Origin of the sequence: Schleiferilactobacillus harbinensis DSM 16991 (genome assembly GCF_000425885.1) — a bacterium.
Taxonomy (GTDB): Bacteria; Bacillota; Bacilli; order Lactobacillales; family Lactobacillaceae; genus Schleiferilactobacillus; species Schleiferilactobacillus harbinensis.
In genome coordinates this window covers 13,894-33,816 of the sequence record NZ_AUEH01000038.1, presented here as the reverse complement: position 1 = coordinate 33,816, position 19,923 = coordinate 13,894, and the positions used below count along the sequence as shown (strand labels likewise).

At 52.3% G+C, this 19,923-nt stretch carries 34 protein-coding genes; all 34 read right to left on the bottom strand.

The genetic code is table 11. The annotated features are described in order from the left end of the window. Nucleotides 1-261: 261 nt before the first annotated feature. Complete coding sequence (locus H627_RS19365) at nt 262-822, bottom strand: cyclophilin-like fold protein (RefSeq protein ID WP_051225386.1); 561 nt, start codon at nt 820-822, stop codon at nt 262-264. A gap of 141 nt (nt 823-963) precedes the next feature. Beyond that, nucleotides 964-1,749, bottom strand: a complete 786-nt coding sequence (locus tag H627_RS0111490; protein ID WP_027829076.1) for a glucose-1-dehydrogenase — start codon at nt 1,747-1,749, stop codon at nt 964-966. A gap of 148 nt (nt 1,750-1,897) precedes the next feature. After that, the gene (locus H627_RS0111485) at nt 1,898-2,119 is read right to left on the bottom strand and encodes a DUF3923 family protein (RefSeq protein WP_027829075.1); all 222 of its coding nucleotides are present in this window, start codon (nt 2,117-2,119) and stop codon (nt 1,898-1,900) included. A 6-nt stretch (nt 2,120-2,125) separates the two neighbouring features. Beyond that, nucleotides 2,126-2,539: a helix-turn-helix domain-containing protein gene (locus H627_RS19360; protein ID WP_051225385.1), complete on the bottom strand. Its 414-nt coding sequence runs from the start codon at nt 2,537-2,539 to the stop codon at nt 2,126-2,128. Nucleotides 2,540-2,710: 171 nt separating this feature from the next. Continuing rightward, nucleotides 2,711-3,916 (bottom strand): RNA-guided endonuclease InsQ/TnpB family protein, encoded by a 1,206-nt coding sequence (locus H627_RS18080; protein ID WP_051225384.1) that lies wholly within the window; start codon nt 3,914-3,916, stop codon nt 2,711-2,713. Between the two features lie 339 nt (nt 3,917-4,255). After that, nucleotides 4,256-5,041, bottom strand: a complete 786-nt coding sequence (truA, locus tag H627_RS18075) for a tRNA pseudouridine(38-40) synthase TruA (protein ID WP_051225383.1) — start codon at nt 5,039-5,041, stop codon at nt 4,256-4,258. Between the two features lie 25 nt (nt 5,042-5,066). After that, nucleotides 5,067-5,861 carry an energy-coupling factor transporter transmembrane component T family protein gene (locus H627_RS0111465; RefSeq protein ID WP_027829074.1) on the bottom strand — a complete coding sequence of 265 codons (795 nt, stop codon included), beginning with the start codon at nt 5,859-5,861 and terminating at the stop codon, nt 5,067-5,069. Continuing rightward, nucleotides 5,854-6,729: an energy-coupling factor ABC transporter ATP-binding protein gene (locus H627_RS0111460; protein WP_027829073.1), complete on the bottom strand. Its 876-nt coding sequence runs from the start codon at nt 6,727-6,729 to the stop codon at nt 5,854-5,856. Before H627_RS0111460 ends, H627_RS0111465 begins: the two co-directional genes overlap by 8 nt. After that, nucleotides 6,705-7,553, bottom strand: coding sequence for an energy-coupling factor transporter ATPase (locus H627_RS0111455; RefSeq protein WP_027829072.1), 849 nt, complete (start codon nt 7,551-7,553; stop codon nt 6,705-6,707). The genes H627_RS0111460 and H627_RS0111455 overlap by 25 nt, the downstream gene beginning before the upstream one ends. Nucleotides 7,554-7,783: 230 nt before the next feature. Further along, nucleotides 7,784-8,164: a 50S ribosomal protein L17 gene (gene rplQ, locus H627_RS0111450; protein ID WP_027829071.1), complete on the bottom strand. Its 381-nt coding sequence runs from the start codon at nt 8,162-8,164 to the stop codon at nt 7,784-7,786. A 25-nt stretch (nt 8,165-8,189) separates the two neighbouring features. Continuing rightward, on the bottom strand, nt 8,190-9,128 hold the full coding sequence (locus H627_RS0111445) for a DNA-directed RNA polymerase subunit alpha (RefSeq protein WP_027829070.1): 939 nt from the start codon (nt 9,126-9,128) through the stop codon (nt 8,190-8,192). 82 nt (nt 9,129-9,210) lie between these two features. Next, nucleotides 9,211-9,600, bottom strand: coding sequence for a 30S ribosomal protein S11 (gene rpsK / locus H627_RS0111440; protein ID WP_027829069.1), 390 nt, complete (start codon nt 9,598-9,600; stop codon nt 9,211-9,213). Between the two features lie 16 nt (nt 9,601-9,616). Next, nucleotides 9,617-9,982, bottom strand: coding sequence for a 30S ribosomal protein S13 (rpsM, locus tag H627_RS0111435; protein ID WP_027829068.1), 366 nt, complete (start codon nt 9,980-9,982; stop codon nt 9,617-9,619). Nucleotides 9,983-10,011: 29 nt separating this feature from the next. After that, nucleotides 10,012-10,128: a 50S ribosomal protein L36 gene (gene rpmJ / locus H627_RS19790; protein WP_081674905.1), complete on the bottom strand. Its 117-nt coding sequence runs from the start codon at nt 10,126-10,128 to the stop codon at nt 10,012-10,014. A gap of 55 nt (nt 10,129-10,183) precedes the next feature. Next, nucleotides 10,184-10,402: a translation initiation factor IF-1 gene (gene infA, locus H627_RS0111430; RefSeq protein ID WP_022528431.1), complete on the bottom strand. Its 219-nt coding sequence runs from the start codon at nt 10,400-10,402 to the stop codon at nt 10,184-10,186. 112 nt (nt 10,403-10,514) lie between these two features. Continuing rightward, nucleotides 10,515-11,171 carry an adenylate kinase gene (locus H627_RS0111425; protein WP_027829067.1) on the bottom strand — a complete coding sequence of 219 codons (657 nt, stop codon included), beginning with the start codon at nt 11,169-11,171 and terminating at the stop codon, nt 10,515-10,517. 12 nt (nt 11,172-11,183) lie between these two features. Beyond that, nucleotides 11,184-12,482, bottom strand: coding sequence for a preprotein translocase subunit SecY (gene secY, locus H627_RS0111420; protein WP_027829066.1), 1,299 nt, complete (start codon nt 12,480-12,482; stop codon nt 11,184-11,186). Then, complete coding sequence (gene rplO / locus H627_RS0111415) at nt 12,482-12,925, bottom strand: 50S ribosomal protein L15 (protein ID WP_027829065.1); 444 nt, start codon at nt 12,923-12,925, stop codon at nt 12,482-12,484. The genes secY and rplO overlap by 1 nt, the downstream gene beginning before the upstream one ends. A 25-nt stretch (nt 12,926-12,950) precedes the next feature. After that, nucleotides 12,951-13,136: a 50S ribosomal protein L30 gene (rpmD, locus tag H627_RS0111410; RefSeq protein ID WP_027829064.1), complete on the bottom strand. Its 186-nt coding sequence runs from the start codon at nt 13,134-13,136 to the stop codon at nt 12,951-12,953. An 11-nt stretch (nt 13,137-13,147) separates the two neighbouring features. Beyond that, on the bottom strand, nt 13,148-13,651 hold the full coding sequence (gene rpsE / locus H627_RS0111405; protein WP_027829063.1) for a 30S ribosomal protein S5: 504 nt from the start codon (nt 13,649-13,651) through the stop codon (nt 13,148-13,150). 23 nt (nt 13,652-13,674) lie between these two features. Further along, nucleotides 13,675-14,040, bottom strand: coding sequence for a 50S ribosomal protein L18 (gene rplR / locus H627_RS0111400; RefSeq protein WP_035440815.1), 366 nt, complete (start codon nt 14,038-14,040; stop codon nt 13,675-13,677). 70 nt (nt 14,041-14,110) lie between these two features. Continuing rightward, nucleotides 14,111-14,641 (bottom strand): 50S ribosomal protein L6, encoded by a 531-nt coding sequence (gene rplF, locus H627_RS0111395; RefSeq protein WP_027829061.1) that lies wholly within the window; start codon nt 14,639-14,641, stop codon nt 14,111-14,113. Nucleotides 14,642-14,667: 26 nt separating this feature from the next. Beyond that, entirely contained in the window at nt 14,668-15,066 is a 399-nt protein-coding gene (gene rpsH, locus H627_RS0111390) for a 30S ribosomal protein S8 (RefSeq protein WP_027829060.1), read from the bottom strand. Between the two features lie 27 nt (nt 15,067-15,093). Continuing rightward, nucleotides 15,094-15,279: a type Z 30S ribosomal protein S14 gene (locus H627_RS19785; RefSeq protein ID WP_081674904.1), complete on the bottom strand. Its 186-nt coding sequence runs from the start codon at nt 15,277-15,279 to the stop codon at nt 15,094-15,096. An 11-nt stretch (nt 15,280-15,290) separates the two neighbouring features. Next, nucleotides 15,291-15,833 (bottom strand): 50S ribosomal protein L5, encoded by a 543-nt coding sequence (rplE, locus tag H627_RS0111385; RefSeq protein WP_027829059.1) that lies wholly within the window; start codon nt 15,831-15,833, stop codon nt 15,291-15,293. A gap of 29 nt (nt 15,834-15,862) precedes the next feature. Then, nucleotides 15,863-16,228 (bottom strand): 50S ribosomal protein L24, encoded by a 366-nt coding sequence (rplX, locus tag H627_RS18070; protein ID WP_051225382.1) that lies wholly within the window; start codon nt 16,226-16,228, stop codon nt 15,863-15,865. 35 nt (nt 16,229-16,263) lie between these two features. Beyond that, nucleotides 16,264-16,632, bottom strand: a complete 369-nt coding sequence (gene rplN, locus H627_RS0111375) for a 50S ribosomal protein L14 (protein WP_027829058.1) — start codon at nt 16,630-16,632, stop codon at nt 16,264-16,266. A 30-nt stretch (nt 16,633-16,662) separates the two neighbouring features. Continuing rightward, complete coding sequence (rpsQ, locus tag H627_RS0111370) at nt 16,663-16,932, bottom strand: 30S ribosomal protein S17 (protein ID WP_027829057.1); 270 nt, start codon at nt 16,930-16,932, stop codon at nt 16,663-16,665. 20 nt (nt 16,933-16,952) lie between these two features. Further along, nucleotides 16,953-17,159, bottom strand: a complete 207-nt coding sequence (rpmC, locus tag H627_RS0111365) for a 50S ribosomal protein L29 (protein ID WP_027829056.1) — start codon at nt 17,157-17,159, stop codon at nt 16,953-16,955. Beyond that, entirely contained in the window at nt 17,149-17,583 is a 435-nt protein-coding gene (rplP, locus tag H627_RS0111360) for a 50S ribosomal protein L16 (RefSeq protein WP_027829055.1), read from the bottom strand. The genes rpmC and rplP overlap by 11 nt, the downstream gene beginning before the upstream one ends. Before the next feature lie 3 nt (nt 17,584-17,586). Then, entirely contained in the window at nt 17,587-18,321 is a 735-nt protein-coding gene (gene rpsC, locus H627_RS0111355; protein ID WP_027829054.1) for a 30S ribosomal protein S3, read from the bottom strand. Between the two features lie 15 nt (nt 18,322-18,336). Continuing rightward, nucleotides 18,337-18,690 carry a 50S ribosomal protein L22 gene (gene rplV / locus H627_RS0111350; RefSeq protein ID WP_027829053.1) on the bottom strand — a complete coding sequence of 118 codons (354 nt, stop codon included), beginning with the start codon at nt 18,688-18,690 and terminating at the stop codon, nt 18,337-18,339. 18 nt (nt 18,691-18,708) lie between these two features. Further along, on the bottom strand, nt 18,709-19,011 hold the full coding sequence (gene rpsS / locus H627_RS0111345; protein ID WP_027829052.1) for a 30S ribosomal protein S19: 303 nt from the start codon (nt 19,009-19,011) through the stop codon (nt 18,709-18,711). Between the two features lie 48 nt (nt 19,012-19,059). Beyond that, complete coding sequence (rplB, locus tag H627_RS0111340; RefSeq protein WP_027829051.1) at nt 19,060-19,893, bottom strand: 50S ribosomal protein L2; 834 nt, start codon at nt 19,891-19,893, stop codon at nt 19,060-19,062. Nucleotides 19,894-19,923 lie beyond the last annotated feature (30 nt).

The window sequence follows — 19,923 nt, the reverse complement described above, 5'->3', positions numbered from 1 at the left end:
CCAAGATGTCTTAAACCACCGGTTAAGGAAGTGCCTTGGATACCGCAGCGCAATCGCGGCGCTCCAGGCCTCCCCCCTGGGCCTGGAGGAATCCCTGCCCACTACCTAAACCAATTCACATGGATGAGTCTTCACTGTTGCACTTAATTTGACAATTCGGGGTTCAAAATTAATGAGCGAAAATGGCTCAATCGAACTTGACGGTTACAGGTATCTTTGATCAAACGTCATACAAGCGTGTGCGACCGCGTAATTACCGCTTTAGTTGCGGCTGATTATTACCTGATATGGCGCCTGTTGCTGATGAATATACCGGATTGCGGTTTGCCGATCCGACTGGTCGAACCTTCCCAGAATGTGAATACCGTTGAAATAATCCACATCCCCCCAGTAGAGAATCAGACTCGGTTCCGGGGCCCAATACCCAATATCACCGGGTGCCGGATCGGCTCCGGTGGGTGTCCCTTTAATGGGCAGTGCCCGCTTCAACGCAGCGGTATGCTCGTTGGGATTCGTGGTTAGTCCCTGCACGGTGAGTGTTACCGGCAACTTGGCTAAGACTGCCTTGGCAGTCACTGAATTATTGAGGTGCGCGCGAAAGATCTGCTTACCTATCTGAATACGAATCGGGGTCATTTGTCCTGCCAATGTTCGGGCACTATGCCGCATGCTGGTGGTTGCCGCTGGCGTTGTCTGGCTTGCCGTACTCTGGGGTACCCACTCAGCAAAGGTTGCTAGCCGCGGTCCGCACCAGGACCAAGATAGGAAACCAATCATCGCTACGATTAGGATCAGGATCACACCAATGACAATTTTTTTCATACCCTGCCACCTCCTTACTTTCCACTTTAAGGCTGGCGAGAGCCCATGTCGAATGCCTATGTTGGATGGCAAACTATGCGTAAAATAAATAGCTCTGCTTCTCGTAGTGAGAAGCAGAGCTTAATTTCAGTTACTAAAAAATCAGCCTTGCCCATCCTTAAAGGCTGGATACAGAGTCATTCCGCCATCAATAAAGAGCGTGATCCCTGTCACGTAACTGGATTCGGCCGATGCCAGCCAAGCTGCGCCGGCCGCCACTTCCTCCGGCTTGCCGATGCGGTTCATGGGGACCATCGCCACGGTCTGATCATATTGGGCTTTGTCCGCAAACTTCTCTGCATTGATCGGCGTATTGATCGCGCCGGGGCCGATGCCGTTAACCCGAATACCATCTTTGGCGTATTCCATCGCAATCGTCTGGGTGAACAGCTTCACGCCACCCTTAGCGGCGGCATAGCTGGCGAAGGTCGGCCACGGGATCTGCTCGTGGACCGATGACATATTGATAATATTGCCCGGCTGGTGGTGCGCCTTGAAATAGTTCAACGCTGCCTTGGCACCCAAAAACACACCAGTTTCGTTGATCGTGATCACTTTGTTCCAATCCGCCAACGACAATTCATGGGTAGGGGACTTAATTTCCATTCCCGCGTTATTCACCCACACATCGAGCCGGCCAAACTGCTGCACGGCGGCATCCAGCAGTCCCTGGACCCCGGCCTCGCTGCTGACATCGCCATGGACACTGACGGCTTGGCCGCCCTGGGCCTCAATCGCCTGGACTGCCTCGGCCGCTTGTTGCGCATCACTGTTGTAATTCACCACGACGCGCATCTGTTCCTTGCCGAAGCGTTCGGCAACAGCCCGGCCAATCCCTTTAGAACCGCCGGTAACGACAGCGACTTTATTTTTCAAATCCGTATACATGCGCTTCACCCCTTTACTTTAGGATACCACGTACACCTCTCAGGACTATGAGAAATCAACGGCGGCTTTGAACCACTGCGCTCGCAAACAAAGAAGCAGATTGCTCAGACCCATCAATCGGTCCCCGCAATCTGCTTCGCTTTACGACTCAATTTCTTTTCCGGCTCGCCCGCATCACAGCCCAAACGATCAGCTCCACGATGACGATCAATAACAGAAAGGTGCCTAATACAGCCAGTGCCGCTAAGCGCGACCCCAGTGTTTCGACATGCCCCGCCCCGTCCACTTGCCGCAACAGGATCAGCACCGTGCCGCTGATAAAAGCGGCCGCGAAAAAGAGATTGACGATCCACCATACTTTGTGTTGCATACCCATCTATCCTCTCACCTGTTGGTTTCGTTGCCGGCGGTACCAGGTCCCGCCAGCGGTCGCTACTGGAATGATCAGCACGACAGCGGTCAATAAATAAACCAGCTGCAGGCCAAAGTCCATGGCAAAGAGATTATTCCAAGCCGCACTCACCAACAAGATACTGAGAATCAGCGCCGGCCCTAGCATGGTCACCGGCCGGGTCACCGATCGAGCGGCAGTACCCAGCAAATCATCCACCGAGGTCCGGTATATGGCGGCCAGACGCTGAATCATGAACAGGTCCGGCAGATTCCGCCCGGTCTCCCAACTGGAAACCGTTTTGCGAGAAACGAAGAGCTGGTCAGCAACTTCCTGCTGAGTCAAACACCGTGCCTTGCGCCGCTGCTGCAGCCGCTGGTTGAATGCTGTATGCGTCATGGAATGATCCTGCTTTCTAAAACGTACTCAAATGTATACACATCTGATCTATGGTGGCACTTTAGATTTAGACCATTAAGAGTACAGTGTATTTAGTCAATTTCGTAATTGCCGGCACCCCCGTCTGATTGGGATCAGACGAGCATGGCGCATAACAGTGCCGACTAGAAATCATCTCTGAACGGTTTCCCATTCCGGCGTAAGCCCCGCCGCATATTGAATCAAATTTTGAACAGCGTTATCGTCTCGGTCAATGACAAGACTGCACTCGTAACAGCGATATACGTCATGCTGGTGGTAAATGCTGTCGCCTTGGAGCGTCATCTTGCCGCCATAGCTTTCTTTTTTTTTGATGTAGCCGCAGTTTGAACAGCGCTGCGTTGACGGGAAGAAACGATTGGCAATCACCAAATCGCGATGATGCCAAGCCGCCTTGTACTCGATTGCCGTACGCAAGCGGCGAAAGAGCCCGCGCTGAAGACCTTTGGCCTTCTTCTCGTCCATCATCATCCGGTGGACATCCAGATCCTCTAAACAGGGAACAGGATAATTCTTTATAATCATGTGGCTGAATTTGTGAATCAGATCATACTGCAACGCGTGCACCTGCTCGTAAGCGCGGTTCATCTTTGCTGTAATCCGCTGATAGGTCTTGGACCGGTAGTCGCCCGGATTTCTCCGCCGTTTCCGGTTCAGGCACTTTTGGTAATACTTGATTCGTTGATGCAACGCTGCCATGCGGGGCGTAAAGGTGTTGATATCCCCGCCGTTCCAGCGGACGTGGCCCACATTCACATCAACACCGACGATGTCCCAGGAGTCATAAAAAGCCGGGTGTGAGGTATCTTCAACCAATACGTTGACACTGGCGTAGAACTTCTTTCCGCGCTTGGTTATCGTCACGGTTTTGATCTCGCCAGTAAAACGTAAAGTCTCCGCCATTTTGATGGTGCCGAACCGATGGCTGGCCGCGTGCGGCCGATCCAAGGTCAGGTACTTGCCGGTAATGACCGCCCGATCCGTCGTAAAGCTTTGTTTAGGATCCCGCTTATGATGGAATTTGGGCTTGTTGGCGTCCGGCATAGCTGGATTAAAGAAATTCTGCCAAGCTTGATGCAGCCGGTGGACAGCAGTTTGAAGCACGCGCGCTGAGAACTGGTGCTGCCAGTCGGTTTTGTTTTTCACCAGCTCGTCGCGGACTTTGTACTCGCTGGGGCGCAGTTTCTTGTTCGCCATGGCTAATGATGCGTCATACATGTCATTCCATGCGGCCAAACCTTTGTTCCAGCAAAAGCGGTTGTAGTCCATCAGCTCAATGATGACCGTGGCCATCTCGGCGTTGGGATAGATCCGGATCTTGTGTGTTTTGATTGGCATTCGATTCACCTCCTCATAATTCAAGGATACCGAATCGAATGTACGTTTGTCTTCTTCCGTGCTCGGCTGCTTCGAATCAAGATTCATCCAGAGAAGCTGTATTACGTGATAAAAAAAGCCCAGGATCTTGATGGCCCTTGATTATCGATGCTTACATTTGATCCTTTAATCAGCAATCATTCCGATACTGCCTTCACCGTATCTGCTGCAGGTCATTTTGCCAAGCTGCGTTCTCTAGCATTAGCGATCTGTCCTTCTTTACTTTCAGATTACCTGTTTCCCACACGGCAAGCAATCAAAAAACGGCTTGATCCAGAAAGGACCAAGCCGCTGCATGAACTACTCTTGCCGCTCAGCCACCGCTTGGGCTAAAGCCGCCTCGTCATAATACACTTCTTGCAGATATAACCCGCTGGCCGGTGCGGTGATCCGGGCCTCTTGCCGGTCCTTCACCGCATATAACCTGGGAAATTCTGTCACCGGCCGCCGATTATTGCCGATTTCCAGCAACACACCGACGAGAATGCGTACCATGTTATAAAGGAAACCGTTACCGATAAATTCAAAATAGAGTTCATCATCATCAGGATGGTCCGTCATTGTCGCAGTGTAAATCGTCCGCACCTTGTTTTTGATCACGCCGCCGGAAGCGGCAAAACTGGTGTAGTCGTGGGTCCCAACAACATCTGCCAACGCCGTGCGAATCCGGTCTAACGCCAGCGCATAGGGATAATGGCCGGTATAAAAGCGTTTAAACGGATCGGTAAACCGCGTACGCGACACCCGGTAGCCGTACCGCTTCCCCACAGTGGAGAACTGGGCATGGAACGTGTCCGGCACGATTGCCACGTCTTTGATCACAATATCCAGGGGCATGATCGAGTTCAGTCCCAGCAGCATGTTCCGCGGCGGAATATTTCCCGGGAAATCAAAATGCACGACTTGTCCCTGAGCGTGCACCCCGGCATCGGTCCGGCCGGCGCCAAAGACCGTCACGGGAGTGCCTTTGGTCATTTTGATCAGGCCTTGCTCGATCGTTCCCTGCACAGTCCGTAACTGGGGCTGACTTTGAAAGCCATGGAACTTGGTGCCATCATAGGCAAGAATCACACGGTAACGCGGCATGAATTGACTCCTTTCTCTCTATCCATTATGCCCGTACGAAGAAGATCACAACAGTGAGCGCAGCAAATGCAATAATACTTAAGGTGTCCCGCCGATGCCACTGAATGATGCGGTAAGTGGTCCGAGGCGCATCAGTGCGATAGCCCCGGGCCGTCATGGCATCGTCCAAATCCTCAGCATGGTGCATCGCACTGACGAACAGCGGGATCAAAATGGGCACAATGGCCTTGATCTGCTGAAGCAAGCTGCCGCTGCCGAAATCAACGCCCCGAGCGCGCTGGGCGTTCATGATACGCACGGTCTCGTCCATCAACGTGGGGACGAAACGCAGCGCGATGGAGAGCATCAGAGCGATGATGTCCACCGGCACCCGGATCCACTTCAATGGCGTCATCAAGGACGACAGCGCGCTGGAGATATCCAGCGGTGATGTGGTCAGCGTCAGCAGCGTCGACATGCAGATAATGATCACCAACCGGAAGAAGATGAACCACGCGTTGACCACGCCGGCACTGGACAGTGCAAACGGCCCCCACTGCCAATAAATCTGACCGCCGCGGGTGAAGAAGACCTGAATCAGCAAAGTGAATAGAATCAGAATAATGGCCGGTTGAATCCCGCGCCAAAAGTAGATGAGCTTCAAGCGGGTCAACAGAACCGCCCCCAGCGTGAATAACCCCAGGACCAAGTAGGACCAAATATTGTTCGCCATAAACACGATACAGATGAAGTAAAACGTGAGCACCATTTTGCCCCGCGGGTCCATCTGGTGGACCACCGAATGACCAGGCAGATACCGGCCAATCATCAACTTATTCATGGTCGGCCTCCCTTCTCGGACGTAAAATTGCCAGCACTTCAGCGGCCAGCGCCTGTTCCGTGAGAGGAATATCGGGCAGCGGCAGGCCCTTAGCCCGCAGCTCCCGGGCAAACTGGGCTGCTCGCGGCAGACCCAAATGATGCTCCGCCAACCAAGCGGGATCAGAAAAGATCTCCGCCGGCGGCCCCTGCTTGATCAAGTGTCCATCAGCCATCACCAAAACGAACTCGGCGTAATTGGCCACATCTTCCATCTGGTGGGTGACCAGAACGATGCCGATGCCCTGCTCGCGGTGAAGTGTTTCAAATAACGTCATCAATTCGGTCCGCCCCTTGGGATCCAACCCCGCCGTCGGTTCATCCAGAATGAGCAGCTCCGGCGTCATCGCCAATACCCCCGCAATCGCCACCCGGCGCATTTGCCCGCCGGATAGATCAAAGGGCGAATTCTCGTAATATTCCGGGCCGATGCCTACTAAATCCAGCGCACGATGGGCCCGGGCCAGGGCTTCTTTTTCAGGAACACCAAAGTTTTTCGGACCGAAGGCGACATCTTTTTCCACCGTTTCTTCAAACAATTGGTTTTCGGCAAATTGAAAGACTAATCCCACCTTGGCCCGCAATGGCTTCAGATTCTTGTTGCTAGTCTTCGGGGTGATCTCCCGGTCACCGATCCGCACTGTGCCCGTTGTGGGCTTCAGGAGCGCGTTGAGGTGTTGCAGGAGCGTGGACTTGCCGCTGCCGGTCTGGCCGATGATCGCCGTGTAGGAGCCGTCTGGGATCGTCACACTGACGTCGCGCAGGCCATCCCCCGCGAAGGGGGTGCCGGCCTGATAGGTGTAGCTTACATGGTCGAGTACAATTTCCATAGCTGGTCTGCCATTTCCTCTTCGTTAAGATAGTCAGCGGGCAAGCCGGTAATCCCGCCCGCCGCCAGGTCTGACTTCAACTGCTCGGTGAACGGCACCGACAACCCCATATCGATCAAAGCGGGGCCTTCTGCAAAAATCTCCGGCGGCGTCCCGCTGGCCACGAGACGGCCGTTGTCGATCACAATCACATGGTCGGCCGCTGCCGCTTCTTCCAAGTCGTGGGTCACTGACAGGATGGTCAGGTTTTCTTTCGCCTTCAAGTCGCGCATCGTCTGCAACACCGAGGCCCGCCCCTGGGGGTCCAGCATGCTGGTGGCCTCATCCAAAGCGATGATGGCCGGTGCCAAGGCTAAGATACCGGCAATGGCGACCCGCTGCTTCTGACCACCGGACAAATGGGCGGGTTCCCGGTCTGCAAAGTCAGTCATCCCGACCTGAGCCAGGGCATTATCGACCCGAGTCAGCATCTCCGGCCGCGGTACCCGGGCATTCTCCAGCCCAAAAGCCACGTCATCGGCTACCGTTGCGCCGACAAACTGGTTCTCCGGGTTCTGAAAAACCACCCCCAGGCGTTGGCGAATCTGCCAGATGTTCTGTTCCGTGACGGCCAGACCAGCCACGGTCATTTGGCCGCCATCAGCTGTCACTAAGCCATCCATCGCCTTGATCAGCGTTGATTTGCCGCTGCCGTTATGGCCGATAATGGCCGTCCAGGAATGAGCGGGGATGGTCAAACTGATGCTGTCCAGCGCCGGCTGCTCCTGTTCCGCGTAACGCACGGTCAGGTGATCAATACTGATAATTGGCGGTTCCTCTGCCATAAGCACAACGCCCCCTTTTTGCTGCGTGATAAACACTTTCCATTATACAAGAAAAAACGCCCAGCTAAAGCCAGACGCCCTTCAATAAAACATATTAAGAAACGAATTCAATGGTGAGCACAGCGCCGATCAACTGACCAGCACCGGCCGAAGCTAGACTCGGAGTTGCCATTCCACCATCGTAACGCCCGTTTTTCGCCAAAGAAGACGTTCCCTAAGCGGTCTGCGAATTAAACTAATTCGATAATGACCATGGGAGCTGCATCGCCGCGACGCGGTGCAGTCTTGTAGATGCGCGTATAACCGCCTTGGCGTTCAGTGTACCGCGGGGCGATATCACTGAATAACTTTTGCAATACGGATTGAATAACGACACTGTCGTCTTCTTCCTTCACATCGGCAACAACGTCGCGTACATACGCGGCCGCTTGGCGCCGAGCAGACAGATCACCCTTCTTACCCAGTGTGATCATCTTTTCAGTGCTCTTGCGAATTTCTTTAGCACGGGTCTCAGTAGTGACGATCCGTTCGTTGATCAGCAGAGCAGTGGTCAGGTCCCGCAGCATCGCACGACGTGCAGAACTGTTCCGACCGAGCTTACGATAACTCATGTATGATTCCCTCCTTCGTTGTGTGTTAGTCGGCGCTCTTTAAGGACAAGCCTAAAGCAGCCAGCTTGGATTTAACTTCTTCCAATGACTTGCGGCCCAAGTTGCGGACCTTCATCATATCGGCCTCAGTTTTGTTGGTGAGCTCTTGAACTGTGTTGATACCGGCCCGTTTGAGACAATTGTAGGAGCGTACGGAGAGATCTAACTCTTCGATGGTCATCTCCATCATTTTCTCTTTGTGGTTTTCTTCCTTTTGGACCATGACTTCGGCGTTCTTTGCTTCGTCCGTCAAATTGACGAACCCAGCCAGATGCTCCGTCAAGATCTTAGCCGCCAGGGAGATCGCTTCACGGGGACCGATTGAACCGTTCGTCCATACCGCCAGCGTTAACTTATCGAAGTCGTTGCGTTTACCCACCCGGGTACTCTCGACTTGGTAGTTAACACGTTCGATCGGGGTAAAAATAGAATCCACCGGCAATACACCAATTGGCATATCTTCACTCTTGTTCTGATCAGCCGGTACATAGCCGCGACCGCTCTTGATGGTCATGCGCATATGGAAATGGCCGCCATCGGCAATCGTGCAAATGTACTGTTCCGGATTGAGAATCTCCACATCGTCATCGGTGATGATATTTGCGGCGGTAACAGTCGTCGGCCCCTCTGCATCAATCTCCACCGTTTTTTCAGTGTCGGTGTTCAGTTTCAAGGCAAGCTTCTTAATGTTCAAAATGATTTGAGTAACGTCTTCAAGAACCCCATCAATGGTGGAGAACTCGTGCAGTACGCCATCAATTTGAACACTCGACACAGCTGCGCCGGGAAGAGAGGACAAAAGGACGCGCCGTAACGAATTACCAAGGGTTGTGCCGTAACCACGTTCCAGAGGTTCGACAACAAACTCCCCATAATTCGTAGTTTCGTCGACCTTAGTAATATTCGGCTTTTCAAATTCGATCATATTAGTGATGAGTACCCCTTTCAAAACGTGTCTTCGATCAAATATAAGCGGCAATACAAACTGCGATCACGCAACTGGGGTCTTATACACGACGACGTTTTGGCGGACGGGAACCATTATGCGGTACCGGGGTCACATCACGAATCGCGGTAACTTCCAAACCAGTCGCTTGCAGCGAACGGATTGCAGCTTCACGACCGGAGCCAGGGCCTTTGACAGCCACTTCAACGCTCTTCATGCCGTGTTCCATGGATTCCTTGGCAGCAGACTCAGCAGCCATTTGTGCGGCGAACGGAGTCGACTTACGTGAACCCTTAAAGCCTAAAGCGCCAGCTGAGGACCAAGCAATCGCGTTGCCTTGCGGGTCCGTGATCATGATCAATGTGTTATTAAACGTGGAATGGATATGAGCCACGCCGGACTCAATATTCTTCCGCACACGGCGTTTGCGTGTGTTCTTACGAGTAGCCATTCGTTAACCTCCCTTTTTACTTTTTGCGCCCAGCGATAGAAGTCTTAGGACCTTTACGCGTACGAGCATTGTTCTTCGTGTTTTGGCCACGGACGGGCAGACCCCGACGGTGACGCATACCACGGTAAGAACCGATTTCTTGCAGCCGCTTGATGTTCATGGAAACACTCCGACGCAGATCACCTTCAACGGGGATCGTGTCAACGGCGGCACGAATCTTTTCTTCTTGATCGGGAGTCAGATCCCGGGTGCGGACGTCTGCAGAGACGCCAGCTTGGTCCAGAATCTTTTCTGCAGTGGTGTTGCCAATGCCAAAGATATAAGTCAAGGCAATGACGATCCGCTTATCACGGGGTAAATCGACACCTGCGATACGAGCCATTTAGTTCACCTCCAAATTAATGTTGTTAATTAACCTTGACGCTGCTTGTGCTTCGGGTTTGCGGAGCAGATGATGCAGACGCGCCCCTTACGCTTGATAACTTTGCAGTGTTCACACATCGGTTTAACAGACGGACGTACTTTCATAATGACGTTTCCTCCTTTGTGTGTTACTCACTTCAACCAGCTGAAGCTGGCAGTATTACTTGAAGCGGTAGGTGATCCGGCCCTTGGTCAGATCATACGGCGACAGCTCCACAGTGACCCGGTCGCCAGGCAGGATCCGAATGTAGTGCATCCGAATCTTACCGGAAACGTGGGCCAACACCGTGGCGCCATTCTCCAGTTCTACTTTAAACATTGCGTTGGGTAATGTATCGACTACTTTACCCTCGACTTCAATGACATCGTCTTTGGCCAAGAAGGCATCCTCCTCAAATTATCTACAATACGCAAAAAAATGTGCGAGCTACCCCCACACAACATACTGACCCAGTTTACCACAGCAATCACTGATTGCCAAGCGCACCGGATTAGTGCGTAAATGTTTGGAGAACTTGTTGAACCTCTGCGAATACCAGATCAATATCTTGATCACCATTGACCCGGTGCAGGATTCCCTTCTGATCATAGAAATCCAGCAGCGGCGTGTTCATTTTGATGTTCACGTCCAACCGATTCTTCACGGTCTCAGGCTTGTCATCGTCCCGTTGATAGAACTCGTGATGACCGCACCGATCACATGTACCGGCAACCTTCGGCGGATTGAAGTACTTATTGTAAGTGGCGCCGCAGAACTTGCAGATGAACCGGCCTGACAGCCGCTTCACGAGCTTCTCCGGGGCAACCTGGATATCGATGACCGCATCCAAAGGCTTCTTCACTTCAGCAGTAATGCCATCCAGTGCGTGAGCCTGGTCAATGTTGCGCGGATAACCGTCCAGCATATAACCCTTGTCCACGTCCGGCTGACTCAAACGTTCCTTGACCAGGTCGTTGGTGACGGAATCCGGCACCAAGTTGCCCTGATCAATGAAACTCTTGGCCTGCAGACCCACAGGGGTCTCATTGGCCATGGCTTCGCGGAACATATCGCCAGTGGAAATATGCACGATGGGGTAGGTATCTTCGATCTTTTCGGCTTGGGTGCCCTTACCAGCACCCGGCAGCCCCATTAACATCAAATTCATGTCGCTTGTCTCCTATTCTCGAATAAATCCGACGTACTTCCGCTTCATCAGCAAACCATCCAACTGCCGGGCCGTTTCGAGGGCTACCCCGACGACGATCAGCAAACTGGTACCGCCCAACCCGATGGATTGCGGCAAGTCCCAAATGTTGGCTGCTAACTGCGGCAGCAGTGCGATCACACCCAAGAATAAAGCCCCGACTGTGGAAAGCCGCATCAAAACACCGGACAGGTATTTTTCTGTGCTCTTCCCAGGCCAAACGCTGGGGATGTAACTCCCCTGCTTTTGCAGGTTTTCAGAAACCTTCTGGGGATTAACTTGGACGAACGCATAGAAGAAAGTGAACAGCACGATCAGAACGGTGTAAATAATCGCCCCAGTGGTCGTCTGCATACTGAAAATGTTGGACAGGGTCTGATACCAAGTCGTATCACCGAACTTCTCCTGGAAGACCATCAGGATGGTCTGGGGCGTCACGATGAACGAACTGGCAAAGATGACGGGAATTACCCCGGCGACGTTCACCTTCAGAGGCAGGTAGCTTTCGCTGCCGCCACCCACGGCGCGTCGGGTGTAACGAATGGGAATCTTCCGGTTAGCTTGCTGCATAAACGTCGTGAACTGCACAATCAGCAGAACCGCGACGGCAATCGCAACCAACACGAGAATACCCAGGAACAGATTGCCAGCCTCTTGGTTGATAATCTGCTGCGAAATCAATTGGTAGATACCGCTGGGGAGACGGGCGATGATCCCGGCAAAGATCAGCATGGAAATCCCATTGCCGATCCCCTTATCGGTGATCTGTTCACCCAACCAAGTCAGCAGCATCGTCCCACCAGTGAGAATGATCCCAATGGTGATATAGGTGCCCCAACCAGGTGTGTTGACCAGTTTATACTGACTCAACGCGTTGAATCCCGCAGTGATCCCGATGGACTGTAAGAAGCCCAGGACGATCGTCAGGTAACGGGTCACTTGGTTCAGCTTGCGCCGTCCCACTTCACCCTGTTTGCTCCATTCCACAAACTTCGGAATGATATCCATCTGCAGCAGCTGGACGACAATTTGAGCGGTGATGTATGGAGAAACCCCCATCGAGAAGATGGAATAGTTGGCCAAGCCCCCACCGGAGACGGTATCCAGTAACGGGATCAAACCCGTTTGGGAGATCTTGGTCAAACTCGCCGCATCGATTCCCGGCACCGCAATTTGCGCACCCAGCCGATACACGATGAAAATGCCCAGAGTGAAGAAGATCTTGTTACGGATCTCCTTGACCTTAAAGGCATTTCGAATAGTAGCAAACATTAAATCACCTCAACAGTACCGCCTGCTGCTTCAACAGCATCTTTGGCGGCTGGTGAGAACTTGTTGACTTGGATCTTAAGATCCTTAACAGTCAGTTCGCCTTTCGCCAACAATTTGATTCCGGATAATTCTTTCTTAACCACGCCGGATTCGACGAGGAGTGCCGGAGTGATCTCAGTGCCGTCGTTGAACCGGTTAAGATCTTGCAGGTTGATCACAGCATATTCCTTGCGGTTAATGTTGCTGAATCCGCGTTTCGGCATGCGCCGGAACAAAGGCATTTGGCCACCTTCGAAACCGAGCCGCGTCTTGCCGCCTTGACGAGCCAATTGGCCCTTGGTACCTTTACCGGCTGTCTTACCATAGCCGGAACTTGTGCCACGGCCGACCCGCTTGCGGGCATGACGTGCACCGGTGCTGGGTTGCAATTCATGTAACTTCAAATCGTGCACCTCCTTAATTGCTTTTTTAGTCCTCTACGACTTTGACGTCGATCAAGTGTGCGATCTTGGTCAGGGCACCGCGTGTTGCTGCGTTATCCGGCAGCGTAACAGTGCTGTTGACCCGCCCTAAGCCTAATTCCTTCACAACCAAACGCTGTTCGGGGATCCGGTGGGCAACGGAACGTACTAACGTAATTTTCAATTGTGCCACGGTGATGCCTCCTATTCAGCAGTGAGTGAATCAACGGAGACGCCCCGAAGATCTGCTAATTCAGCAGCGGTCTTCATTTGAGCAATCCCGTCGAAAGTAGCCCGGATGACGTTGATGGGCGTATTCGAACCCAGGGACTTACTGGTGATATCACCAACGCCACCGAGTTCCATGATTGACCGGACGGCACCGCCAGAAGCGATCCCGGACCCGGCAACGGCCGGCTTCAACAGAATACGACCAGAACCGAAGTGACCGATCACTTCATGGGGAATCGTTGTGCCCACGATGGGCAACTCAACCAGGTTCTTCTTCGCATTCTCGACAGCCTTGCGGATTGCTTCCGGTACTTCTTGTGCTTTACCGGTACCAAAACCGACATGGCCTTCATGGTCGCCAACGATAACCAGGGCGGCGAACCGCAGACGCCGGCCACCTTTGACAACCTTAGTAACCCGGTTGATCGATACAACGTTGTCTTCCAGATCTAAATGACTCGGATCGATAACTGCCATAAAAGTATTTGCCTCCCTTTTGATTAGAATTGTAAGCCGTTTTCACGGGCAGCTTCGGCCAAGGCTTCAACCCGGCCGTGGTACAGGTAACCGCCACGATCAAATACAACTTCTTTGACGCCTTTATCCGCTGCACGCTTGGCAACAGCTTCGCCAACCTTAGCAGCTTGTTCTGTCTTGGTCCCTTGGGCCAAATCAGCTTCGATGGTTGAGGCACTTGCGAGCGTAACACCCGCTACGTCATCAATTACTTGCGCGTAGATGTGTTGATTAGAACGGAAAATGTTCAAACGTGGGCGCTCAGCAGTACCAGAAAGCTTGCCGCGGACACGTGCATGACGCCGTTGCCGCGTCTTGTTTTTATCTGGTTTCGAAATCACAATGTTCACCTCATACGATTATTTGCAGTCGCACCAGTATGCCGGTGCGGCTATAGTTCCACGAAACAGCTGGTAAAGATTACTTACCAGTCTTACCTTCCTTACGGCGTACGTATTCATCAACATAGCGAATACCTTTACCCTTGTAAGGTTCCGGCGGCCGAACTTCGCGGATCGTGGCAGCAAAAGCGCCAATGACCTGCTTAGAAATACCGCTCAGGTTGATTTCTGTGTTAGACGGCACTTCGATCTTAACACCCTTGGGGGCGTGCATCTCGACCGGGTGGGAGTAACCAACGTTCAGAATCAACGTGTCACCCTTCAATTGGGCCCGGTAGCCGACCCCAACCAATTGCAGCTTCTTCGTGTAACCCTCGGTCACGCCGACCACCATGTTGTTCAGGTTGGCCCGGGTGGTACCGTGGATTGCCTTCAAGCTGTCATTCGGCCGATCCAGATGGATCTCATTGTCTTCTTGATTGATGCTGATGGCCGGATCGAATTGACGAGTCATTTCGCCTTTCGGCCCCTTGACAGTCAACTGATCGCCATTAACAGTTACCGTGACCCCAGCGGGGACGGTGATGGCTTTATAACCAATACGACTCACTGTGTTACACCTCCTCTAGTAATGAATTACCAAATGTAGGCAACTACTTCGCCGCCGACATCTTTTGCCCGTGCTTCCTTGTCCGTGATAACGCCCTGGGACGTGGAAATGATGGCGATCCCTAAGCCATTTAAGACCTTGGGTACATCGCTAGACTTAACGTAGCTGCGCAAGCCAGGCTTGGAAATCCGCTTTAAGCCGGAAATAACCCGCTCATTGTTCTTGCCGTATTTCAGGAAGATACGAATGATGCCTTGCTTGTCATCGTCGATGACTTCGTAGTCCCGGATGAAGCCTTCACGCTTCAGGATTTCAGAAATGTCTTTTTTCATTTTGGATGCAGGTACTTCCAATGATTCGTGGCGCACCATATTGGCGTTACGAATCCGTGTTAAGTAATCTGCAATCGGATCAGTCATGACCATGTGGTTTTAACCTCCTTCTGACTGGTATTACCAGCTCGCTTTGTGCATACCGGGAATCTGACCTTCATGCGCCAGTTCACGCAAGCAGATCCGGCAGAGCTTGAACTTACGATAAACAGAGTGTGGCCGACCACAGCGCTTGCACCGGGTGTAGGCCTGCGAGCTAAACTTAGCAGGCCGCTCATTTTTGACGATCAAAGATTTCTTAGCCAAAGTGCTCCTCCTTATTTGCTAAACGGCATGCCGATTTGGGTTAACAGTTCCCGAGCTTCTTCGTCAGTCTTGGCAGTCGTAACGATGACGACATCCAAACCACGAACCCGATCAACTTTGTCGTAGTCGATTTCAGGGAAGATCAGTTGTTCCTTGATACCCAGAGTATAGTTGCCCCGGCCGTCGAAGGAATTCTTGCTGACCCCACGGAAATCACGCACACGGGGAAGAGAAACATTGATCAGTTTGTCCAGGAAGTCATACATGCGGTCGCCCCGCAGTGTGACCTTAGCCCCAATGGACATCCCTTCACGCAAACGGAATGTGGCGATGGACTTCTTAGCCTTGGTGATGAGCGGTTGCTGACCAGCGATCAGGCGCAATTCATCAACGGCGTTGTCCAAGTTCTTGGCGTTTGATACAGCGTCACCGACACCCATGTTGAGCACGATCTTTGCGACCTTAGGTGCTTGCATCACGGAAGAGTAGTGGAACTTCTCCATCATAGACGGAGTGATTTCTTTAGTGTAACGTTCTTTTAAACGATTAGCCATTTAGGTGTAGTCCTCCTTTCGCTGGCAGATTACTTCTTGTCGTCCTTGTCCGCATTGTCTTCGTCAGACTTTGCGACAGGAGCGGCATATTCGATTGCTTGGCCAGACTTCTTGGCATAACGAACCTTCTTGCCGTCTACTTCTTTGTAGCCGACCCGAGTCGGTTGGTTATCCTTGGGATCCAATAATTGAACATTGGAAGCGTGGATGGCTGCCTCGACGTCTTGAACTGAGCCTTGCGGTTGAGCCTGGGACGGTTTGGTGTGCTTCTTAACTTTGTTCACACCTTCGACAATGACACGGTCGCGCTTGGGAAATACCTTAGTGACGGTACCTTCCTTGCCCTTGTCTTTGCCTGCAATGACCCGGACCTTATCACCGGTTTTTACAAACATGTTTTTGCCTCCTTGCTGTTATGGAATTGGTGGAATTAAAGTACTTCCGGTGCTAAAGACACGATCTTCATGAAGTCGTGTTCACGCAATTCCCGCGCAACGGGGCCAAAGATACGAGTTCCCCGCGGGCTCTTGTCCGCATTGATCAGGACCGCTGCATTCTCGTCGAAACGAATGTAGGAGCCGTCCACACGGCGTGCACCGGATACAGTCCGGACGATAACAGCCTTGACGACGTCACCCTTCTTGACAACGCCACCGGGTGTAGCCTGTTTCACAGTTGCGACGATAATGTCACCAATATTCGCCGTCTTGCGGTTAGAGCCACCCAGGACTTTGATTGTCAGCAGTTGCCGGGCACCGGAGTTATCGGCGACACTCAACCGAGTTTCTTGTTGAATCACTTGTGTTTCCTCCTTTCGTCACGACGTGCGTTACTTCGATTGCTCCACAATGTCGAGTAATCGGAAGCGCTTGGTCTTGGACAACGGACGGGTCTCCATGATCCGTACAAGATCGCCAACTTTGGCTTCGTTCTTCTCGTCGTGGGCATAGTACTTCTTGGAATACTTGACCCGCTTCTTATATACGGGATGCGTCTTGTACGTTTGCACAACGACCGTGATCGTCTTATCGCCTTTGTCTGCTACGACGCGGCCTTGATAGACGTGACGGTGGTTACGTTCAGTAGTTGCTTCGCTCAAGTTTACTTTCTCCCTTCCGATTACTTATTCGCCGCTTGCTCGCGCAAGACAGTCTTGATCCGGGCAATGCTCTTGCGAACGACAGACAAGCGCGCAGTGTTTTGCAACTGGCCAGTCGCCTGTTGGAAACGGAGGTTAAAAAGCTCTTCCTTATACTGTTGCTCACGCTTCAGCATTTCGTCAGTGGACAAACCACGTAATTCCTTTGTGAAATCTTTAGCCTTCATTAGATTCGCCACCTACTTCCTGACGCTTAACGATCTTAGTCTTGATTGGGAGCTTGTTTGAAGCCAACCGCAGTGCTTCTTTGGCTGCTTCTTCGGATACGCCGCCGATTTCGAACATGATCTTTTCACGCTTAACGGGTGATACCCAACCAGCTGGTGCACCTTTCCCGGAACCCATCCGGACGCCGACACCTTTAGCAGTGTAGGACTTATGAGGGAAAATACGGATCCAGACCTTACCACCACGTTTGGTGTACCGGGTCATGGCGATACGCGCCGCTTCGATCTGACGGTTGGTGATCCAGTGCGATTGGAGTGCTTCCAAACCATAATCGCCGAATTCAACTGTCTTGCCGCCTTTAGCTGCGCCCCGCATTTTACCACGGAATTCACGACGGTGCTTAACACGCTTAGGCACTAACATGGATTATTTCCCTCCTCTGCTGTTGTTGTTCCGACGCGGCCGTTGAGGACGGTCATTGCGCCGTTGTTGATTTTGGCTGGGACCAGCGTCATCTGCAACTGGCTTTTGACCAGGCAGTACTTCGCCACGGTAGATCCAAGTCTTGATACCTAACTTACCGTAAGTTGTATGGGCTTCATCCCATGAATAGTCGATGTCGGCACGCAGGGTGTGCAAAGGCACAGAACCTTGGTGCTGCATTTCCTTCCGGGCAATATCGGCACCATTCAATCGACCGGAGACAAGAATCTTGACCCCTTCTGCGCCTGCGCGCATGGTCCGTTGAACAGCTTGCCGTTGTGCACGACGGAAGGCGATCCGGGCTTCCAGCTGCTTGGCAACAGAATCGCCAACCAGGTGGGCATCCAGATCAGGCTTCTTGATTTCCACGATGTTGATGTGGACCCGCTTGCCTGTCAAGTTGTTTAACTCTTTACGCAAGTTTTCCACTTCAGCGCCGCCCTTACCGATCACCATTCCTGGCTTAGCGGTATGGATGGAAACATTCACCCGATTAGCAGCCCGCTCAATTTCCACACGGGAAACGGAGGCGTCAACTAATCGTTTGGCGATGTAATTACGGATCGCCAGGTCTTCATGCAGGTTATCTGCAAAGTCTTTGCGTTCGGCATACCAGCGCGCATCCCAGTCGCGGATGACACCAACCCGGAAGCCGGTCGGATTAATTTTCTGACCCACTCGTAATTCCCTCCTTTATTCTTCTTTTTCAGAAACGATGACCGTGATGTGGCTCGTGCGCTTGTTGATTGCTGATGCTGAGCCTTTGGCACGGGGGCGGAACCGCTTGAGGGTTGGGCCTTCGTCGACAAATGCTTTAGAAACAAACAAGTTTTGGGCTTCAAGATCAAAGTTGTGCTCAGCGTTGGCAACTGCCGACTTCAGCACTTTCGTGATGATCGGGCTGCCAGCACGGGGCGTAAATTGTAAAATTGCCAGTGCTTCCGCAACACTGCGTCCACGGATCAAGTCAATGACCAGACGCGCCTTTCGGGGAGCGATGCGGACTGTCCGCGCGATGGCAGTTGCTGAGGTAACTGTATCAGCCATGAGTTCTTTCCTCCCTTACTAACGTGCTGCAGGACGTGCTGCAGGTGCTGCTGTCTTCTTGTCGTCGGTACCGTGACCATGGAAAGTCCGGGTCGGTACGAATTCGCCTAACTTATGGCCGACCATGTCCTCTTGGACATAAACCGGGACGTGCTTCCGACCATCATAAACGGCAATCGTGTTACCAACGAAACTTGGGAAAATCGTGGAACGTCGGGACCAAGTCTTGATTACTGTCTTCTTATCGTGACCCTCTTGGGCTTCGATCTTCTTCAGTAATGACTGATCCGCGAACGGTCCTTTTTTCAAACTGCGACCCATTCGTAAACCTCCCTTATGCGTAAAGTGAAATGAGTAAATAAGTCATGCTTACTTGCTCTTGCGGTGGCGGACAATAAGCTTCTCGCTGCGGGCCTTCTTGTTCCGGGTCTTCTTACCCAAGGTCTTCTTGCCCCACGGGGACATCGGAGACGGGTGACCGATCGGAGCTTTACCTTCACCACCACCATGCGGGTGATCGTTAGGGTTCATAACTGACCCACGAACTGTCGGGCGAACGCCCATCCAGCGCTTACGGCCGGCTTTACCAATGGCGATCAATTCATGCTGTTCATTACCAACAGAACCGATAGTTGCACGGGCGGTCGAAATGATCATCCGTACTTCGCCGGAGCTGAGCCGAACCAGCGTATACTTGCCTTCGTTACCCAATACTTGAGCGGATGTACCAGCAGAACGAGCCAATTGGCCGCCCTTGCCAGGCTTCAACTCAACGTTATGGATCGTTGTCCCATCAGGAATGTTGCCCAGAGGCATGGTATTCCCGATTTGGATATCAATGTTGTCGCCGGATTCAACCGTTGAGCCAACTTGCAGACCCTTGGGAGCGATGATGTAAGACTTAGTGCCGTCTTCGTAGCCCAGCAAAGCGATGTTGGAAGTCCGGTTAGGATCGTATTCGATTGCCTTTACCGTAGCTTTAACACCATCTTTGATACGCTTGAAATCAATGATCCGGTAGGCCTTTTTATGACCGCCGCCCTTATGCCGAACAGTGATGTGCCCGTGGGCGTTACGACCTGCGATCCGATTCTTGGATTCAAGCAGGCTCTTTTCCGGCGTCGACTTAGTAATTTCAGCGAAGTCGGAACCGGTCATATTCCGACGGCCGTTTGTCGTCGGTTTATACTTAATAATGGCCAAGCGATTCCCCTCCTAATTATTCAAAATGTG